The organism is Cytobacillus sp. FSL R5-0377 (genome assembly GCF_038004385.1).
Taxonomy (GTDB): domain Bacteria; phylum Bacillota; class Bacilli; order Bacillales; family Cytobacillaceae; genus Cytobacillus.
In genome coordinates this window covers 526,597-544,169 of record NZ_JBBORA010000001.1, presented here as the reverse complement: position 1 = coordinate 544,169, position 17,573 = coordinate 526,597, and the positions used below count along the sequence as shown (strand labels likewise).

18 protein-coding genes and 1 riboswitch are annotated in these 17,573 nt (G+C 40.1%); of the genes, 11 read left to right on the top strand and 7 right to left on the bottom strand.

The window, feature by feature from the left end; genetic code table 11:
* Window positions 1-125: 125 nt before the first annotated feature.
* Genes NSQ49_RS02720 through NSQ49_RS02705 form a run of 4 tightly spaced genes read right to left on the bottom strand, consistent with a single transcriptional unit; the run spans window position 126 to window position 4,197 of the window.
* Complete coding sequence (locus NSQ49_RS02720) at window positions 126-350, bottom strand: hypothetical protein (protein WP_251282869.1); 225 nt, start codon at window positions 348-350, stop codon at window positions 126-128.
* A complete protein-coding gene (locus NSQ49_RS02715; RefSeq protein WP_251282870.1) occupies window positions 350-1,525 on the bottom strand; it encodes a Ger(x)C family spore germination protein in 1,176 nt (391 codons plus the stop codon). Before NSQ49_RS02715 ends, NSQ49_RS02720 begins: the two co-directional genes overlap by 1 nt.
* Complete coding sequence (locus tag NSQ49_RS02710) at window positions 1,522-2,613, bottom strand: GerAB/ArcD/ProY family transporter (protein WP_285868412.1); 1,092 nt, start codon at window positions 2,611-2,613, stop codon at window positions 1,522-1,524. Before NSQ49_RS02710 ends, NSQ49_RS02715 begins: the two co-directional genes overlap by 4 nt.
* A gap of 27 nt (window positions 2,614-2,640) precedes the next feature.
* Window positions 2,641-4,197, bottom strand: coding sequence for a spore germination protein (locus tag NSQ49_RS02705; RefSeq protein WP_251282872.1), 1,557 nt, complete (start codon window positions 4,195-4,197; stop codon window positions 2,641-2,643).
* Between the two features lie 171 nt (window positions 4,198-4,368).
* Window positions 4,369-4,475: riboswitch (SAM riboswitch) on the top strand.
* Window positions 4,476-4,582: 107 nt separating this feature from the next.
* Between NSQ49_RS02705 and NSQ49_RS02700 the strand changes: the two genes are divergently transcribed.
* Window positions 4,583-5,161 (top strand): O-methyltransferase, encoded by a 579-nt coding sequence (locus tag NSQ49_RS02700; RefSeq protein WP_251282873.1) that lies wholly within the window; start codon window positions 4,583-4,585, stop codon window positions 5,159-5,161.
* 26 nt (window positions 5,162-5,187) lie between these two features.
* Window positions 5,188-5,571, top strand: coding sequence for a PH domain-containing protein (locus NSQ49_RS02695; protein WP_251282874.1), 384 nt, complete (start codon window positions 5,188-5,190; stop codon window positions 5,569-5,571).
* Window positions 5,572-5,593: 22 nt separating this feature from the next.
* Here NSQ49_RS02695 and pdxR read toward each other — a convergent pair whose 3' ends face one another.
* Window positions 5,594-6,964, bottom strand: a complete 1,371-nt coding sequence (gene pdxR, locus NSQ49_RS02690; protein WP_251282875.1) for a MocR-like pyridoxine biosynthesis transcription factor PdxR — start codon at window positions 6,962-6,964, stop codon at window positions 5,594-5,596.
* 92 nt (window positions 6,965-7,056) lie between these two features.
* Between pdxR and NSQ49_RS02685 the strand changes: the two genes are divergently transcribed.
* The 4 genes from NSQ49_RS02685 (at window position 7,057) to NSQ49_RS02670 (ending at window position 9,917) form a co-directional block, all read left to right on the top strand.
* Window positions 7,057-7,629: a GNAT family N-acetyltransferase gene (locus tag NSQ49_RS02685; RefSeq protein WP_251282876.1), complete on the top strand. Its 573-nt coding sequence runs from the start codon at window positions 7,057-7,059 to the stop codon at window positions 7,627-7,629.
* An 80-nt stretch (window positions 7,630-7,709) separates the two neighbouring features.
* Window positions 7,710-8,900, top strand: coding sequence for an aminotransferase-like domain-containing protein (locus NSQ49_RS02680; RefSeq protein ID WP_251282877.1), 1,191 nt, complete (start codon window positions 7,710-7,712; stop codon window positions 8,898-8,900).
* A 266-nt stretch (window positions 8,901-9,166) separates the two neighbouring features.
* Window positions 9,167-9,616, top strand: a complete 450-nt coding sequence (locus NSQ49_RS02675) for a GNAT family N-acetyltransferase (protein ID WP_159867145.1) — start codon at window positions 9,167-9,169, stop codon at window positions 9,614-9,616.
* 124 nt (window positions 9,617-9,740) lie between these two features.
* A complete protein-coding gene (locus tag NSQ49_RS02670) occupies window positions 9,741-9,917 on the top strand; it encodes a hypothetical protein (protein WP_251282878.1) in 177 nt (58 codons plus the stop codon).
* Window positions 9,918-10,050: 133 nt separating this feature from the next.
* Here NSQ49_RS02670 and guaC read toward each other — a convergent pair whose 3' ends face one another.
* On the bottom strand, window positions 10,051-11,040 hold the full coding sequence (gene guaC / locus NSQ49_RS02665) for a GMP reductase (RefSeq protein WP_251282879.1): 990 nt from the start codon (window positions 11,038-11,040) through the stop codon (window positions 10,051-10,053).
* Window positions 11,041-11,262: 222 nt separating this feature from the next.
* A complete protein-coding gene (locus NSQ49_RS02660; RefSeq protein ID WP_159867171.1) occupies window positions 11,263-11,661 on the bottom strand; it encodes a nuclear transport factor 2 family protein in 399 nt (132 codons plus the stop codon).
* Between the two features lie 165 nt (window positions 11,662-11,826).
* Here NSQ49_RS02660 and NSQ49_RS02655 point away from each other — a divergent pair, with 165 nt between their 5' ends.
* The 5 genes from NSQ49_RS02655 (at window position 11,827) to NSQ49_RS02635 (ending at window position 17,536) form a co-directional block, all read left to right on the top strand.
* On the top strand, window positions 11,827-12,288 hold the full coding sequence (locus NSQ49_RS02655) for an SRPBCC family protein (protein WP_159867174.1): 462 nt from the start codon (window positions 11,827-11,829) through the stop codon (window positions 12,286-12,288).
* Window positions 12,289-12,308: 20 nt separating this feature from the next.
* Window positions 12,309-12,959: a YdeI/OmpD-associated family protein gene (locus NSQ49_RS02650; protein WP_251282880.1), complete on the top strand. Its 651-nt coding sequence runs from the start codon at window positions 12,309-12,311 to the stop codon at window positions 12,957-12,959.
* A 431-nt stretch (window positions 12,960-13,390) separates the two neighbouring features.
* Window positions 13,391-15,058: a M4 family metallopeptidase gene (locus NSQ49_RS02645; protein WP_251282881.1), complete on the top strand. Its 1,668-nt coding sequence runs from the start codon at window positions 13,391-13,393 to the stop codon at window positions 15,056-15,058.
* A gap of 329 nt (window positions 15,059-15,387) precedes the next feature.
* A complete protein-coding gene (locus NSQ49_RS02640; RefSeq protein ID WP_159867183.1) occupies window positions 15,388-16,884 on the top strand; it encodes a DUF1538 domain-containing protein in 1,497 nt (498 codons plus the stop codon).
* Window positions 16,868-17,536, top strand: a complete 669-nt coding sequence (locus NSQ49_RS02635) for a P-II family nitrogen regulator (RefSeq protein ID WP_159867186.1) — start codon at window positions 16,868-16,870, stop codon at window positions 17,534-17,536. The genes NSQ49_RS02640 and NSQ49_RS02635 overlap by 17 nt, the downstream gene beginning before the upstream one ends.
* The last annotated feature ends 37 nt before the right edge of the window (window positions 17,537-17,573 follow it).

Sequence of the window (17,573 nt, the reverse complement as noted above, 5' to 3'; positions counted from 1 at the left end):
TAACTCATGAGCGATTTTTATGATTGTCCAAGTCTCACTTCGTCCAACTAATGAAGGAGTGATATAGTTATTAGTTAGTTAATTTTCCTTTTTTGACATGATTTCTAGCAGAATTTGAATGTTCTTTACTCCATCATTTTCCCTAAGGGACCAAAAATGTAATGCAGAAGAGAGATCGGTCCAGGCAGGTCTTCCAGGTTAAAAAAAGACAACAGGGTGGAGATAGACAGAATTGCAGCAAAAGTGATTTTGTCAGTCTTCGAGGACTTTTTGAGCTGCTTCCACTCGAAAATGACAATTAACCATATCAAAACCTGCACGATAACAATAGTTGTCCAATCCCATTGCATTATTCCTTCACCTCATCTCGCGGAAGTGCAGCAGGAGGGCCGATATATCCAGGCCTTCTTACTTTGGCTTTGACCTTGATTTTTACCTCTACCTCCGGGAACTTTTCATCCCAATTCTCTTTTACCTTTTTCCATTCTTTCGGGTATTTTTGATGGAATCTCCTCCCAAACCCAATGACATCTGCCCTGTATTCCTGCTGGAGCTTTTCAATTGTTTGAGCAACTCTTTCTTTTAAGGCTGCTTCAAAATCTTTCCTAATTTTCTTTATCACTGCTTCATTCATGAGGTTGAAATGAGTTTCATTTTGAACAATATCTCCCTCAAGCCGAATGTTTAGATTCATAATCCAGCGTCCATCTTTAATTTCGGGGCTGAATTTAGTGCTGCCCAGTGTCGGAGTCATGGTAAGTTTTCCGTTTGCCCCTTCAGGTTTAACAGATATGGAGCTTCTTTTAATCTCGTCTTTTAACCATAGCAAGCCTCGGCTTTCTTTTAAATCAAGGGTTCCTGCCATTTTATCGTTTTTGAATATAGCGGCACCAGTAATTACAGGTATCGTTTCATTTGGCTTTCTGGCGCTTTCTGTCTGCTCTAACTTTTTTATATAAGGCATGGACACACTTTCGGATTCATCCATCAAGCCTATATCTACGTCCCTTAGCGTAGTTTGTGTTCCATCTTCATCCTGAGATAATTTCTTTAAGGCATCTCCAGAGTACCTCTCTAAAGGAGGAATCAATGTCAGCATTTCCTTTGCTTCGGCTTCACTTACAAATAATAAAGAATTGCCCCTTGGGCTTGGATGCCGGGCTAAATAATCTATATCTTTCCGTATTCCTTTTTGAGCAAGCCCTTTTCCAAAGATAAATATTTTACATTGTCCCCAAAACAGCCTTCTCGGCACATTTATTTGCAGCAGTGATATAGCATTAGCCAGATTATCTCCTACTCCTTCCCGAACAAAAGTTGAACCAGAACTGGGATCTTCTCCCGTTTCTCCGCTTGTAATGGCACGGGGGATGAACAACTGTACAGAAACTCTTGTTTTCCCATCTTCCAGTCTGTCAATTGCAGCTGCCGTAATGATGGCCAGTTCATTCATTTCCACTCGATCTGAGCAGCCGGAGAGGATTGCAATGCAGAAACAAATGGTGATCAGCAGGCTTCCCTTCAATGGCTCTCCCTCCATTTCCTTCGTGCCATGGCAATAAGCAGCAGCAATAGCGGGAGTACAGTTTGAACGATGACAAAATAAAAAGGCTGAGTTCTTGTAGAAAATTCGACCACTGACATGATATTAGGAATATCCCAATAGCTTAAGAAAATCAGAAGCAGAGCCAATGGAAATACAATTGGCCGATAATCTGAAAGCTTTAATAACTGCGCAAGACCCAAGCTGATAGCATATAAAAAAACAGAGACCTTCACAAAGTTTCCTAGTACCCACGAAGCTGTAATGATGACTTCAAAGTTCTCGAAAAATCCAAATACACTGATGGCACGGACGATTGAATAGACAGGATAAAATTGGTTAACAGATGAAACCCCTAAGAGAGTAAGAACAAAAAAATTAACATATAAGAGAAGCAGCACAATATACAAAGCTGATTTCATCCCCGACCTTAGTCCCTTTTTTGAATCATTGATAAAAGGAAAGATAAAGGCAAGAAGAAACAACTCACTGAACCATGAGCTATGCACCAAACTTCCCTTCATAACAGGGAGCAATCCATTCTCTAAAACTGGCCTCATATAGCTAAGATCAATTTCCTTAAGCAATAAGAGCAGTGATAAAGAAGTAACCATGAATAAAGTTGTGCAAATTACTGCAGATCTGGCCATTACTTCAATCCCGCCACGAACTGCCAAAGCACTGACAAAAACGATAGTAATGGAAAAAATGACGGAAGGCGTCTGCAGCATCACGTTGCCGGTAATGAAATCTGAATACTGTCTGATGACAATGCCTGTAGTATGCAAATAAAAGGAAACAAGAAAGAAATTAAAGAGTTTACCAAGTGCTTTTCCAAGTATTTGCTCACTGTATTCGATAGGGGTCATCCTTGGAAATAATTGATGAAGCTTCCATGCAATGAATACCGTGATAAAACCGATTATAGAACCTGCTATAGGCGTCATCCACATGTCATGCCCGGCTAACCTTCCCGATATGGATGGAATCGAAAGAACACCTGTGGCAATGATAGCCGGGACAATTAAAAATTCCATTTGCAGGGCCGATATTTTTCCCTTTTCCAGCATGTCCATCTCACCGCCATTTTAACTTATTTAACTGCCGCTATTTTCAGGACCTGGTTTTAAGCTGGACCCTTGTTTAGTTTTGTTGTATTTTCCTGTGGAATGAGCTCGCTGATTCATTTTCCATAAAGGCGAACGAAAGAGTGTGTCCTTTACCGCATTTTTTTGCAGTGTTGATACAGGAGTCAGGTATGGTAAACCGAATGATCTTAGCTCTGATAAATGGATGACGAGCAGGATTAGTGCAAGCATTACACCTATTAATCCTAAAGCGCCGCCAAGGAGTATGATGGGAAACCTCAGTAATCGAATGGCAAGTCCCATTGAATAACGGGGGATCATGAAAGAGGCAATACCCGTAATACTCACTACTATAATCATAGGTGCAGAAACAATCCCCGCTTGAACAGCTGCCTGACCAATTACAAGGGCACCCACAATACTAACAGCTGAACCTACTTGTTTTGGAAGGCGTATCCCTGCCTCTCTCAGTCCTTCAAAAGCAACTTCCATTAGAAGGACTTCCACAATGGCAGGGAAGGGGACACTTTCTCTGGAGGACGCAATGCTAAGCATCAGGTCCATGGGAATCATTTCCTGGTGAAATGTTGTTATGGCAACATATATGGCAGGAAGGAATAGGGATACAGCTAAGAAAAGAAACCGAAGAGACCGGATGAAGGTACCAATCCAAAACCTTTCATAATAGTCCTCCTGTGATTGAAACAAACTGAAGAAACTCACGGGAGCAATTAAAGCAAAAGGTGTCCCTTCAATCATTAATACTGCTCTTCCTTCAAGTAAATTTGCACATACCACATCCGGACGTTCCGTGTACAATAACTGGGGAAAAGGAGAATACGGGCTATCTTCAATGAATTGTTCGATATAGCCGCTTTCCAGTACTCCGTCAACAGTAATGCGATTAAGACGGCTTTCTATTTCCTGTATCAGAGTTTTATCCGCTATTTCTTCAATATATGAGATAACTACCTTCGTCTTCGTATATTTGCCTACATGCAGAGTCTTCATTTTCAGTCCCGGGTCTTTAATGATCCGGCGCAGTAAAGATGTATTGACACCGAGTGATTCAGTAAAGCCTTCCCTCGAACCCCGAATGGAGGTCTCAGCCTGCGGTTCTTCTATCGAACGCTTTTCAAATTTGGCTAATCCCAGTGAAAGAGCTTCATCATACCCATCAAAAAGCACTATTGGGTTCCCGATGCTTATTGAGTCGATACAGTCAGCGGTTGTTGCCATTCTTTTAATACTTGAAATCGGCAATCGGTTTTTCACAGTATGAAGGAAGTCGTTTTCGATATTCATGTTTTGATGCAGTAAGGTTCCAAGGACCAGCTCGTCAAGCTTTTGGGTATCACTTAATCCATCTATATAAATTATGGCTGCGTCAATTTTATTTAAGGCAAAATAACGGAAAATCACATCTGAACTCTCTCCATAAAGTGAGGAGAAAAATTGTATATTGTCTTCCAGCTTTTTTGATAAGAGGATGTCCTGTGATGTCAACTCGGGCTTAATCTGTTTTTTTACTCTTTTTTTTGAAGGACTCCTTTTAAATCGAAACACCACAATTTCCTCCTCAGGCAATATGTATATCCTTAAATTTCCTTAGAATTGAAATAAATATACAGGAAGGCAGAATCATGCGTTTCTTACATGGCAATAAACCACCAAAGTCTTGCCATCTTGCTAAAAATATGCAATACTTGATTGAAAATAAATTAATATACATACAAATTCTTATCCAGAGAGGTGGAGGGACTGGCCCTGCGAAGCCTCAGCAACCCCTGATTATGTCAGGAAGGTGCTAATTCCAACAGAGTTGACGCTCTGGGAGATAAGAGGTCGATTTGATAAGTTAAGGCCTCTTATAAAGGGGCCTTTTTTGGTGCTCTTTTATGCTCCCGTGCTAAGTGTTTAATATAGTACGAAGAAAGCGGAGGAATGACAAATGGAAAACAGCGTTATACAGGTACCGGAAGCATATTCGAGTATATTACAGGAATCTGCTGTGATGGGCTTCGGGCAATCATGTGATAGAAAAACAGGATTTTTACTAAAGGGGCTGGCTGCCTCCAAACCGGGTGGAAGCTTTTTGGAGCTGGGGACAGGTACGGGAGCTTCTGCTTCATGGATAATGGATGGGATGGATGAAAGCAGTAAGCTTACGACCGTTGATATAGATTTGAACGTGCAATCCATTGCGAAAAAATACCTCGGAAAGGACGCCAGAATCACATTTTGCTGTGAAGACGGAGCAGCTTTTATTCGAAATCTATCTGAGCGATTCGATTTTATTTTTGCAGATACGTGGCCCGGAAAATTCGAGCTCCTGGACAAAACCCTGGACCATTTGAATGTTGGCGGTTTTTATGTAATTCATGATGTGTTTCCGCAGCAGAAATTGCCTGAAGAATTTAGAATCAAAGCTACTAAACTTCTCAAAACTCTGCAGGACAGGCCAGATCTCGACATTACCGAATTGGATTGGTCTACCGGACTGATACTCGCAGTGAAGACTGCAGTTTGACAGAAGAGATATGAGGAGGGGATCCCATGAGTAGCATTATAAATTCGTTTGGAACTGTGCTGCATGAAGAAGAAAACATTATTGAATGCTTAACCTGTTCATTAGTATCGCATTACTGTTTAGCCCCGCTGCCCGGATTGCTGGCGGCAACAAATAAAAGGCTGCTATTTTATGGATTATCTGCATCTGAATCAACAAAGGAATTAGTTGAAGAATTTGCATATATCGATATAACTTCCATTAAAGAAAAGAGGGGAATAACGGGCAAGCATATTCATATGTACTATAACGATGATTTTTTTAATTTCCAGCAAATCGAGGGGATGAATATGTTTGATTTTATGGCAGCGGTTAAGGAAAAGCTCTGCACGATTACAGATCCGGCAAAAGAGCGATATCCCGTAAGATAAGCGCCCTTTTAGATGATAGATATTAATTAGTCAAATAACTTTTCCACGCATTAGCCATTAATTGGACTCCCTTCTCAATTTCGTCCATTGAAGGTGCCCCATAACCAAGCATCACATGGTTGGCAGGCTTGTGATGCTGGTACATAGGCGAAACCGCATCAATTTCAACTCCCGCCGACTTTGCCAGTTCGATTGCTTTAGATTCATTCAATCCATCAGGTAATATTACGATAATGTGCAAACCTGCTGTATCGCCAATTATGTCAAAATGATCTCCCAAATGCCTTGAAAGGCTTTCGATTAAACAGTTCCGCTTGGCCCGATATAACGTTCTCATTTTTGCTATATGAGATGTATAAAGTCCTTCTTCCATAAATTTTGCAGCAGCCCGCTGGTCGATTCTTGAAACATTAGACTTTTGATAAGCATTAAATTCTTCATATCTCTGCTGCAGTGGTGCCGGCATAATCAGATAGCTGATCCGAAGTGCCGGGAGCAAAGTTTTTGAAAAGGTGCCAAAGTAAAGAACGCGCCCGCCGGAATCCAGATGGGCCAATGACGGAATCGGTGTCCCTTTATAGCGGAACTCAGAATCATAGTCATCCTCAAGAATGTAAGCATCCTGTTTCAGTGCCCAATTTAACAGCTCAGTCCTTCTGGCAATAGACATAATTGTACCAGTAGGGTACTGGTGGGCTGGTGTTGTATATAATAGTTTTACCGGATTATCAGGTACACAGCATCCTTCATCGTCCACAGGAATGGGATAATATTCCTGCTGCAATTGCTCAAAAACGGATCTTGCCCTAGTAAAACCCGGATCTTCTATTCCTGCGGTTTTTCTCTTGAAAAACAAACAGACATTCAATAACTGCTGTTGAAATCCGCTGAATAGATATACCTGTTCCGGTTTGCAGGTCAATCCTCTGGCTTGCTGCAGGTATTGTGCAATCTGCACTCGCAAAGAATAGTCCCCCTGCCACGGGGCATTGCTGGCATTGGATTTATTAAGTTCTTTTCGATAAAGTCTGTTCCAGTGTTTATAGGGGAAGGCAGCAGCATCAACTTGCCCGTTTTTAAAATTAATTGAAGACTCACCCTGTATTTCTTTTTCCAATTCTACTGATCCATGCTCATTATAGTGCCATTCATCCTTAATTTCCGAAACAAAATATCCACTTCGTTCCACTGTATAACAGTACCCTTCACTCTGGAGCTGTTCATAAGCCGTTTGAACAGTCACGATGCTGACATTTAACTGCTCGGCCAGTTGCCGTTTTGAAGGAAGCTTGGCATGAGCAGCCAGCTTTCTTTCTAAAGTCGCCCTTCGGATTTGTTCATAAATTTGCTTATATTTTGCTTTATGATTCGAGAGAAGAATTTGGAGCTCCATTAAATCAGTCCCTGGTATTATATTAAAATTCATATTTGGTTATTTTTATCATACCAGAAATCGATTTTAATAGATGCAGGGAGAGTGATAATATGAAAAAATTAGAAAACAGTTTAGTGCAGTTAATTCCAATGAATCTCGAGCATGTAGAGGGACTTTATAAAGCTGCCCAGGATAAAAGAATATGGGAGCATATGTCGGTTGATTTAACTGACAAAAGCCGGGTTATTCAGTATGTTGAAGATGCAATCCAAAAACGGGAGAGAGGAACTGATTTTGCGTTTGCAATTGTTGATAAAAAATTAGGAGAAATTATCGGTGCTACCTGGTTTCTAGATATATCATCCCAGCATAAACGGCTTGAAATCGGGTCCACATGGGTGAATCCTGCTTATTGGAGCTCAAATATTAATACTAACTGTAAATATTTATTATTAACATATTGTTTTGAAGAACTTGCCCTTAATCGTGTACAAATTAAAACCGGGCATGAAAACCTCCGTTCACAAAAAGCGATCGAAAGAATCGGTGCTGTTAAGGAAGGCATTCTTCGAAATCATATGATAAGAAAAGAAGGAATAATCCGTCATACGGTTCTTTATAGTGTCATAAGGGAAGAGTGGGGCAAAGTAAAACGGCATTTTGAAGAACACTTGCTTTATTAAAAGCAGTTTGAATAGATGGAGCATCTCAGCCAAGAGGTATATAATCGATAGTAAAAGCGACTAGAAAGGTGTGGGTAGAAGTGAAAGCCGCTTCTTTTTTTCCTGACAACATCAAATCAGCACTTCAGAATACTCCTCCCGGGGAGTGGATTCCTGAGATTCCGGATGAGTGTATACGCCTTCATTGCGGCTATCCGGCTCCTGCTCTGATCCCTCATGAAGAGATGAAAGCAGCTGTTAACAGTTTATTAGAGGAAGAACATGATTTGCCGCTCCATTATATTGGAAGCCCCAAGATTTTAAAGCTGAAGGAACAGATTTTACAGAGATTGATAAGTCGGGGCATATCTGTTTCGGAAGAAGAACTTTTGATTACTTCGGGGGCCTGTCAGGCAATTGATTTGATTTCCCGCGTTCTTATTGATGAGGAATCAGTTGTGGCAATTGAATCTCCAACATATATGGAGGCTTTAGAAATTTTACAAAATTACACTAAACATATTATTAGTGTTCCGGTTGATAAACACGGACTTCAAACAGATATATTGGAGGAGATTTTAGAAGAAAGAAAACAAAAAGGGCTTGCTATCCCGAAGTTTCTTTATACAATTCCCACCTATCAAAATCCAACAGGCACGACGATGAATGAAGAACGCCGGCGGCATATATTGGAGCTTGCCAATAAATTTAATTTCCTTATAGTTGAAGATGATGCATATGGAGAATTATCATTTAATAAAAATCTCCCCACACTAAAAGCAATGGATCCAAGCAATCAAGTTCTGCATATCGGTTCGTTATCCAAGGTAGTGGCACCGGGCATGCGTATCGGATGGATAACGGGTGTCAGTGAAATTATCCAAGCCTGTGACTGGTTTAAAAAAGATTTGAACCATCCGTTTGCTCAAGCGGCGATGGCTGTTTATTTAGCAGATACTGATTTTAATAATAAATTAGTAACCTTGAGAGACACATACCGGTCAAAATGCAATGTTATGATCTCCGCACTCAAACAGCATTTCCCTGAAACAGCTTCCTGGTATGTGCCCGAAGGGGGATACTTCGTATGGATGAAAATTCCCGGTGCCGATACATCGGACCTGCTGACAGATGCTCTGGCAGAAGGGGTGTCTTTTATTCCTGGCAAGTACTTTTTCATTGATCAGGCAGCCGGAACGGAATTTCTGCGCCTTTCCTTCAGTTATGCGGATGAGAAGGAAATAACTGAGGGGATTCGCAGGCTGGGAAAAGCTGCAGCGGCCTATCTTTAAATGCATATAACCTATCTCTATGGAACATTTTTATAATAAAAAGGATTAAAGGAAGTAAAGCCTTATTACCTGGTATTGTTAGCCAGTGATAAGGCTTTTAATGTGCTGACGGGCAGTGATCTTGATGAAACAGCCTGTTATCAATTTTATTGATCTTTAGGTGGAAATACAGAAGTTTGGTGAAAAGAAATTACAGGGGAAATGAAATATTTATAGAAAGTAATCAGTGATGTATATTAATTTCTTTATCTAAGGAGTGATTTTCAATGCGTTTTCGGAAAGCAATTGAAGAAGATTTGGAAGCTGTAGTACGATTGCTTGCTGATGATGAATTAGGAGCAAAACGTGAGGAGTATAATGAGCCTTTGCCGGATTGTTATTATGACGCATTTAGGGCAATGGAAGCACAGTCAGGCAATCAGATTATTTTGGCGATAGACGGTCAGGAAGTGATTGGCTGCCTTCAGTTAACAATTATTCCTGGGATAGCCCGGCAAGGGATGAAACGGGCACAAATTGAAGGGGTGCGCATCGATAAACGCTGCCGTGGTAAAGGTGTGGGGGAAGCCTTGTTTAAAGAAGCGATTGCCATAGCGAAGTCTGAGGAGTGTGGTCTTGTTCAATTGACGACTGACAAGGAGCGGGGAGATGCACATCGTTTTTATAATAAGCTGGGGTTTATGGCGAGTCATGAAGGGATGAAACTAATCTTTTAATCCGAAACCTTATCCTAATTTAATATAGAATACTAGCAAATACTTAGAAATATTTTTAAAGGAATGCTGAATAATTTTTCATCATATGGAAATTATATAGTTGAATTCAAAAAGGAGGAATGATGTGGAAACAAGCATGAGTGTTGAAGAAGTATTGACCGGGATCTCTGAACTGTTGGAAAAAGAAGGGCTGCCGCCCCGAAAGAAGCAAGTAAAAAAATCAAATCCAGAGTTAATGAAAAATGCATTGTATTATTTTCCGAGCTGGGAAAATGCAGTAGAGCAGTCTATAGGATCTTAACCTCAAAGTGTACATAACATATCTGTTTTTAAAGTGGCGTGTTTGTCAATTTAAAAGGAACTGCTAAAACCACAGAAGATGCCTTCCTTATGGGAAAAGGAAGGCATCTTCTGTGGTTTTATAAATTAGGGGGTTAAAAAACCCTGTCACCATTAAAAATCGAATTTTTAACAATCACATAATCAACATGGCGAATGGCTTCCAGCTTGTTGCCGCCCGCATAAGAAATGGACGACTGGAGATCCTGTTCCATTTCTTTCAGTGTATCTGCTAATGATCCTTTGTGCTCTACTAAAATTCTCTTGCCTTCAACATTCCTCTTTTCCCCTTTTTGAAATTCAGAAGCTGAGCCAAAGTATTCTTTATAGAGCTTTCCGTCTTTTTCATTCTCAATCGTCTCTCCAGGTGACTCCTCATGTCCAGCAAATAAGGAACCAATCATTACCATGGTTGCTCCGAATCGAATTGACTTAGCAATATCACCATGGGTGCGAATGCCCCCATCAGCTATAATTGGCTTGCTTGCAGCCTTTGCACACCAGCGAAGTGCTGCTAACTGCCAGCCGCCAGTTCCAAATCCGGTCTTAATCTTTGTAATGCATACCTTACCAGGTCCAATGCCAACTTTTGTAGCATCAGCACCAGCGTTCTCTAATTCTCTGACGGCCTCCGGCGTTCCGACATTGCCGGCAATCACAAAGCTTTGTGGAAGGTGTTTTTTAATATGCCGGATCATTTGGATGACAGCATTAGAATGGCCATGGGCTATGTCGATGGTAATGTAATCGGGTGATAACTTTTCCTCCGCAATTTGCTTTATAAATCCATACTCGCCTTCTTTGACTCCAACACTGATTGAAGAATACAGACCCCGGGCCTTCATATCTTTAATAAAAGTAATTCGCTTCTCCGGTTCAAACCGATGCATGATATAGAAATATCCGTTCTCTGCTAAGAATACGGCAATTTTCTCATCTACAATCGTCTGCATATTGGCAGGCACCACAGGAAGTTTAAACAAACGTCCCCCCAGAAGTACTGTTGTATCACATTCTGACCGGCTATTGACAATGCTTTTTGCTGGAATAAGCTGAATATCTTCATAATCGAATACATTTTCCATTGTAACCCTCCTATTGTGAAAATAAATCAGATACGTACTTCCTTTGCAAGGATAGGTTTTTCAGTCGGAATTGATCTTATACCAGCAGATAGGGAAAACTCATTAAAAAAGAGCTTAGAAAAAGTCTAGCTCAATGGGATAAATCATAGTCAATATCCTAAAATAGGGTTAGATTATATAATAAATTTATAAGATTCAATCTTTATTCCCATTTAATATGTATTAAAACATCCCATTCCCATTAGGAGATTCCTCCGGTATAGGCTGTCCTACATCCCAAAGTTCAACAATCTTGCCGTCTTGAAACCGAAAGATATGTACAACTGCTCCGCCAAGGTCCTCAGGGTTTTGCTTTACATGAGAATGAACGGCAACGGTTTCATTTTCCTGGATGGCGAGTTTAACATCAAGTTTTTTGTTAGGGTTTTGCTTTGCATTCTCTTCCATTGCGAGCATAAGAGATTCTGCATCACCGCGGAAATAGGGATTATGATGGGACAAAACTGGGCTTACGAAACGCTTGTAGGCTTCACGAACCTGGCCGGATGCCGCGAGCTGCAGAAATGATACTGCTTTCTCTTTCAGTGAAAGGTTCGATGTTGATTGTGGATCTTTACTCAATTAAATCTCCTCTTTTCTCATTTATAAATTTAATTGAAGTATAAATTATAGATATCCTAATGACAACATGTACGATAAGAAGAATCCCTTTTTGTACTATTACTTTATTCTAGAGTGAGCAGTTAATTAATTTATGATATATTTTAGAAAAAAGGAGGCGTTTACTTGAGTATCCATTTTGAAGTGAAAAGATCTGCTCAGGTTTCTGCACAAAAGGCCTGCCAAGGTTTAATCGACCTTGATTCGGCAAAGGAATGGATGAATGGTCTAATTAAAATAGAGCGGGAGGGCAGCGGGCCATTAAAAGTGGGAAGTAAGTGGATAGAGACAAGAAAAATGTTTGGAAAAGAAGCTTCTGAACACTTTGAAGTTGTCGAACTTGACGAACCGAGAAAAATTGTCCTGCGCTGCGATGGAACTAAAGGAACAACAGGAAAAGGAGAATTTATTTTTACATATATAATCACCTCATCAGATGATGTTTCAGAAGTTACCCTGCTCGGCGAGATTAAGGGGCTGACAGGCTTTTCAAAGCTATTTGGAAAGATGATGGCTGGAGCCTTCAAGAAAGCATGTGCAAAAGATTTGGATGCATTAATAAAGTACTTAGAGGAATATGAGCAATAAATTCAAAGGAGCAGTTTGTGATGTCGATTGTTGATAAATTAAAGCTTAATAAATATAAAAATTTGGCTGTGCTCAACCAGCCTAGTGACTATTCTGTTTTTACTGGATTTAATACTGCTTTATCAGGTGATCATGATGCCATTTTCATCTTTGTAGAATCCCTTGAGGAAATGAAAGAGTTTAGCCGAAAAGTGATCGCTGAGGATCACTTGCTTGAAAAAGGATATTTATTTTTCGCTTATCCTAAAAAAGGAAATAAACGATATGATACATACGTACATAGAGATGCTATTTTTCCGGCAATGAAAGTGGGAGAAGATGGATATGTAGAAAATAGCGATGTGAAATTTTCAAGGATGGTAAGCATGGATGATGTATTTACGGTTGTAGGATTGAAGCGTGAAAAGAAAAAGGAAAAAAAGTCAGCCGCCCCTAGTCAATGTGTGGCTGATTACGAAAATTATGTGAATGATATTGAAAAGATTTTAGCTAAATACCCCAATGAATTAAAGTTTTATCAGGAGCTTACACCAGGTTATCGAAAGGATTGGGCGCGCTACATTTATTCTGTTAAACAGCAGAAAACCCGTGAGAAGCGTGAAGCCCAAATGGTCGATATTTTATCACAAGGGTATAAATCAGTTGATTTGTTTAGGCAAAATAAGAAATAAATAGGTTCCTGCCCCAGGTTACTTTAGTAACTAAAAAGGCAGGAATCTTTTTTAAAATCCTCGATAATAACAATTAAATATTCATCAGAAGCAGATTTATCGGCGCGCAGCGTCGGGAATGCTTAACGCCCCGCGATTCACTTAGCATCCTGGGCCGGAAATAAACGAACAAAATTGATAATCAAAAATAACATTTAATACGAAAAGAGCATAAAAAAGAATCCCTTTTGCTTGCTCTGGGAGTAGAATTATTTAATTTGGCAGCAGTGAACTAATATGTTTAATAGGATCCTACTTAACAACTAGTATTTGGTAAAATTTCACTATCGATTCGACAATTTTTATAATATATAAATAATTCGTATTATTCATTCCAAATATTGCCTCGTAATCTATAATTTAGAGTATCTAAATTATAGGAGGTCAAAAGAATGAAAAAAAAGCTGCTTGCGCCTGTATTGCTTTCATCAGCCTTATTGGCAAGTTCGATCCCGGTTAATGTCTTTGCCCAGCCGGCAGATCCAGCAAAGTATCAGTATGTACAAGCTTCCAAGGAATGGAATGAAAAAGCAAGTGTTCCTTTATTTGTGAAGGAACGATTTACAGAGAAATTTTCTTCCAGCACTCCCGCGAATGCAATAAATTACTTAAAGAAACATCAGGATCACACAGGTATTAAGAGTCCGGAAAAAAACCTGAAAGTAAAAGAGGTACAAAAAGACGAGCTGGGCATGACACATGTACGGTTTAATCAGGCAATAAATGGCGTGCCTATAGAAGGATCTGAAGTAATTGTTCATTATAATGAGAACAATGAAGTAGTATCCGTCAACGGCAGAGTAAATCAGACAATTGCCGAGGCAGCAGTGAATACGTCTGTGTCTTTAAAAAGTGATACTGCAGTAAAAACTGCTTTAACAGCTGTCAATGCGCCACAAGAACTTACATATGAGCCAGTTACAGAGCTCGTTGTCTATCCATTTGAAGGGGAGAATCATACAGCTTATAAAGTAAATGTAAACTTTATGGGAGATGAACCTGGAAACTGGTTTGTGTTTGTAGATGCAAAAACGGGTGAAGTCATTGATCAATACAATGGAATCATGCATGCTGAAGAACATAAAACACAAAAAGGATTTGGCAAAGGGGTTAATGGGGACCATAGGGAGCTGCATATTACCAGGGTGAAAGCAGAGAAATCAGGAACTAAATTTGCTCTAGCGGATTATTCCCATGATAACCTTGATGGAATCTTTACATTTGATTCTAAAAATGATTGGGACTCAAATAATGATGCTCTGTATGTCGGGAACTCAGCTGCATTTATAGGGGATTATGACCGCGCTGCAGTTGATGCACATTATAATTCAGAGCGGGTATATGAGTATTTCTTGAATGAGCATGGCCGTAATTCGCTGGATGGGGAAGGAATGGCTATCAATTCTTATGTTCATATGGGCACAGATTACAATAATGCTTTCTGGAACGGCCAATATATGGCATATGGAGATGGGGATGGCGAGTTTTTTATTTCTTTATCAGCCGGCCTTGATGTTGCTGCACACGAAATGACCCACGGGGTAATCTCTCATACTGCAAACCTTGCATATCGGAACCAATCTGGAGCACTGAACGAGTCATTTGCAGATGTTTTTGGTGTACTTGTTGACGATGAAGACTGGGAAATGGGAGAAGACATTATGGCGCCTGCTGCTAAAGCTGACGGTGTAACGAGATTGCGCAGCTTAAGTGACCCTAATAGTGTTGTAGTGAGTAATCCGGAAAGAGCCGCATATGGCAGCGGAGTCTATCCAGCTCATATGGATGAATATTACAATATGCCATTAAATGTTGATAATGGCGGGGTTCATGTGAATTCTTCGATTACTAACCATGCCGCCTACCTGATCGGGCAGGAAGTAGGCAGGGAGAAGCTGGGGAAAATTTATTACCGTGCTTTAACTGTCTATTTAACCTCCAATTCTGATTTTAGTGATGCACGCCAGGCGGTTGTTCAGTCTGCCATCGACCTCTACGGGGAAGGCAGCGGGGAAGCTGCTGCTGCGAATGCTGGATTTGATGCGGTGGGAATCTACTAGCAGAATTGATAAGATGAAAAAAAGACCTGACCCACACATGTGATTATAACGGGTCAGGTGTATTTTTATTATTAAGCTATTGAAAAACGAGCTTTAAATTCATAGATTAAAAATAAATTTTATGAATAATTTAAAAATGCATTCTTCTAAAAGTCATCCTATGTCATAATATAGGTAATAATAATAGCATTTTTAAGGTGGAGTCTGTCACAAAGGGGCCCTTATGCCCTTTTGAGGGAGGCTTTTTTATTTGCAGCATAATTATAAAAACGAAGAAGGTGCTGTCTATGTATGGTATTAAACTTTAGTTGGAAAGGAATGATCTCTATTTGACTGTATTAATGCCTAAAGTTAAAGAAGTTTTGTATGCTGTTCTCCCCATTACCGCCCTCGTAATCATTTTAAATTTGACTATTACCCAATTAGATTCTTTCTTGATTATACGCTTTGTGATAGGGGCCATTTTAATCGTTATCGGATTATCTGTTTTCCTGCTTGGCGTGGATATTGGAATTACCCCCATTGGACAGATGATGGGTGCTGGCATGGCAAAAACCAATAAAGTATGGATTGTCATTGCTGCCGGCCTCGTTCTTGGTTTTATCATCTCAATAGCCGAGCCTGATTTGCACATTCTTGCAGGGCAAATTGAACTGGTTACCTCAGGCCTTATTTCAAAGGGCTATATTGTCGTTATCGTCTCAATCGGTATTGCCGCTTTGCTTTCTGCAGGCCTTGTGAGAATTGTGTATAACCTTCCTTTATATAAATTATTGACGATCCTGTACCTTATTATCTTTATACTTGCCATTTTTACATCACCTGAGTTCCTGGCCATTTCTTTTGATGCTTCGGGTGCCACCACTGGAGCCTTGACTGTTCCATTTATTTTGGCTCTGGCCCTCGGTGTTTCATCTTTGAAAAAGGATAGCCAGGCTTCTGAACAAGATAGCTTCGGATTAGTAGCCATAGCTTCTACCGGCGCCATCATTTCAGTCATGATCATGAGCATTTTATCGAAAGCTGATAAAATATCCGGGAGCCTTGAACATCATGACCCTTCTTCGAATATTCTTGGGCCATTTTTGAACAAAACACCCATACTTGCAGGTGAAGTGTTTTTGGCCTTGCTACCAATTTTACTAATTTTTTTGCTGCTACAGAAATTGATCTTTAAAATGTCCAAAAAAGCAGTCCACAAAATAATAAAGGGAATTGTTTTTACTTTTCTGGGCCTTGTCCTCTTTTTAGTAGGGGTAAATGCTGGTTTTATGGATGTCGGCACGTCGGTGGGACATAGCATAGCCTCTTTAGACAGTAAAGCATACATTATAATTATAGGTTTTATATTGGGCTTCGTGACCATTTTGGCAGAGCCTGCTGTTCATGTGTTAACACATCAAATTGAGGATGTAACAAGCGGGTATGTTAAAAGGAAGGTCGTCATGATTTCCCTATCAATAGGGGTTGGGGCTGCCGTTGCTCTATCAGTGTTAAGAATTATTATTCCTGAGCTGCAGCTATGGCATTATCTTTTACCGGGCTATGCCATTGCGATCACTATGACCTATTTTGTTCCAAAGCTATTCGTAGGGATTGCCTTTGATTCAGGTGGGGTGGCATCAGGCCCGATGACAGCTACTTTTATTTTAGCCTTTATGCAGGGAGCTGCGGAATCAATAGAAGGTGCCAATGTATTAAAAGATGGATTTGGCATGATCGCAATGGTTGCGCTGACGCCCCTGATTGCCCTGCAGGTATTGGGCTTTATCTTTAAGCTAAAATCCAAAAAAGGGGGATTTGAAAAGGATGCACAGTCACTTTGATCATACCGGATTCGAATTAGTCTGTGTTATTGTCAACTTTGGGTCAGGAAGTAAAGTCCTTCAATCCGCAAAGGCAAATGGTATTTCAGGAGGTACTGTGTTCCTGGGCAAAGGTACTATTCAAAATCGCCTTTTAGAATTTTTTTCTTTAAATGATGTAAAAAAGGAAATTGTCCTGATGGTCTCGGATAAAGAAACAGCGAATCAGGTACTAATAGGGCTGGACATGAAATTTAAATTCAGTAAACCGAATCACGGCATAGCTTTTACTATACCTGTATGTAATGTGATAGGTGCAAGCCGCTGCAGAAGTGAAAATAATAAGCAGGGAAGAGGTGCAGAAAAAGTGATGTATCATGCCATTACGGTTGTTGTTGAAAAAGGGAAGGCGGAGTATGTGATTGATGCAGCAGCCGAAGCAGGTTCAAAGGGAGGAACTATCATTAATGCGAGAGGGTCAGGCATTCATGAAACCAGCAAGATATTTTCAATGGCGATTGAGCCTGAGAAAGAGATTGTGCTGATTCTTTCAGAAGAAGAAAGTACAGAAGGAATTGTTGCTTCTATAAGGAAAAAACTTAAAATTGACGAACCTGGCAATGGAATCATATTTATACAAGAGGTCAGCAAAACGTACGGATTATATAAGTAAATGGCCGCCGATATGGACATCAGAAGTAAGTTAAAAG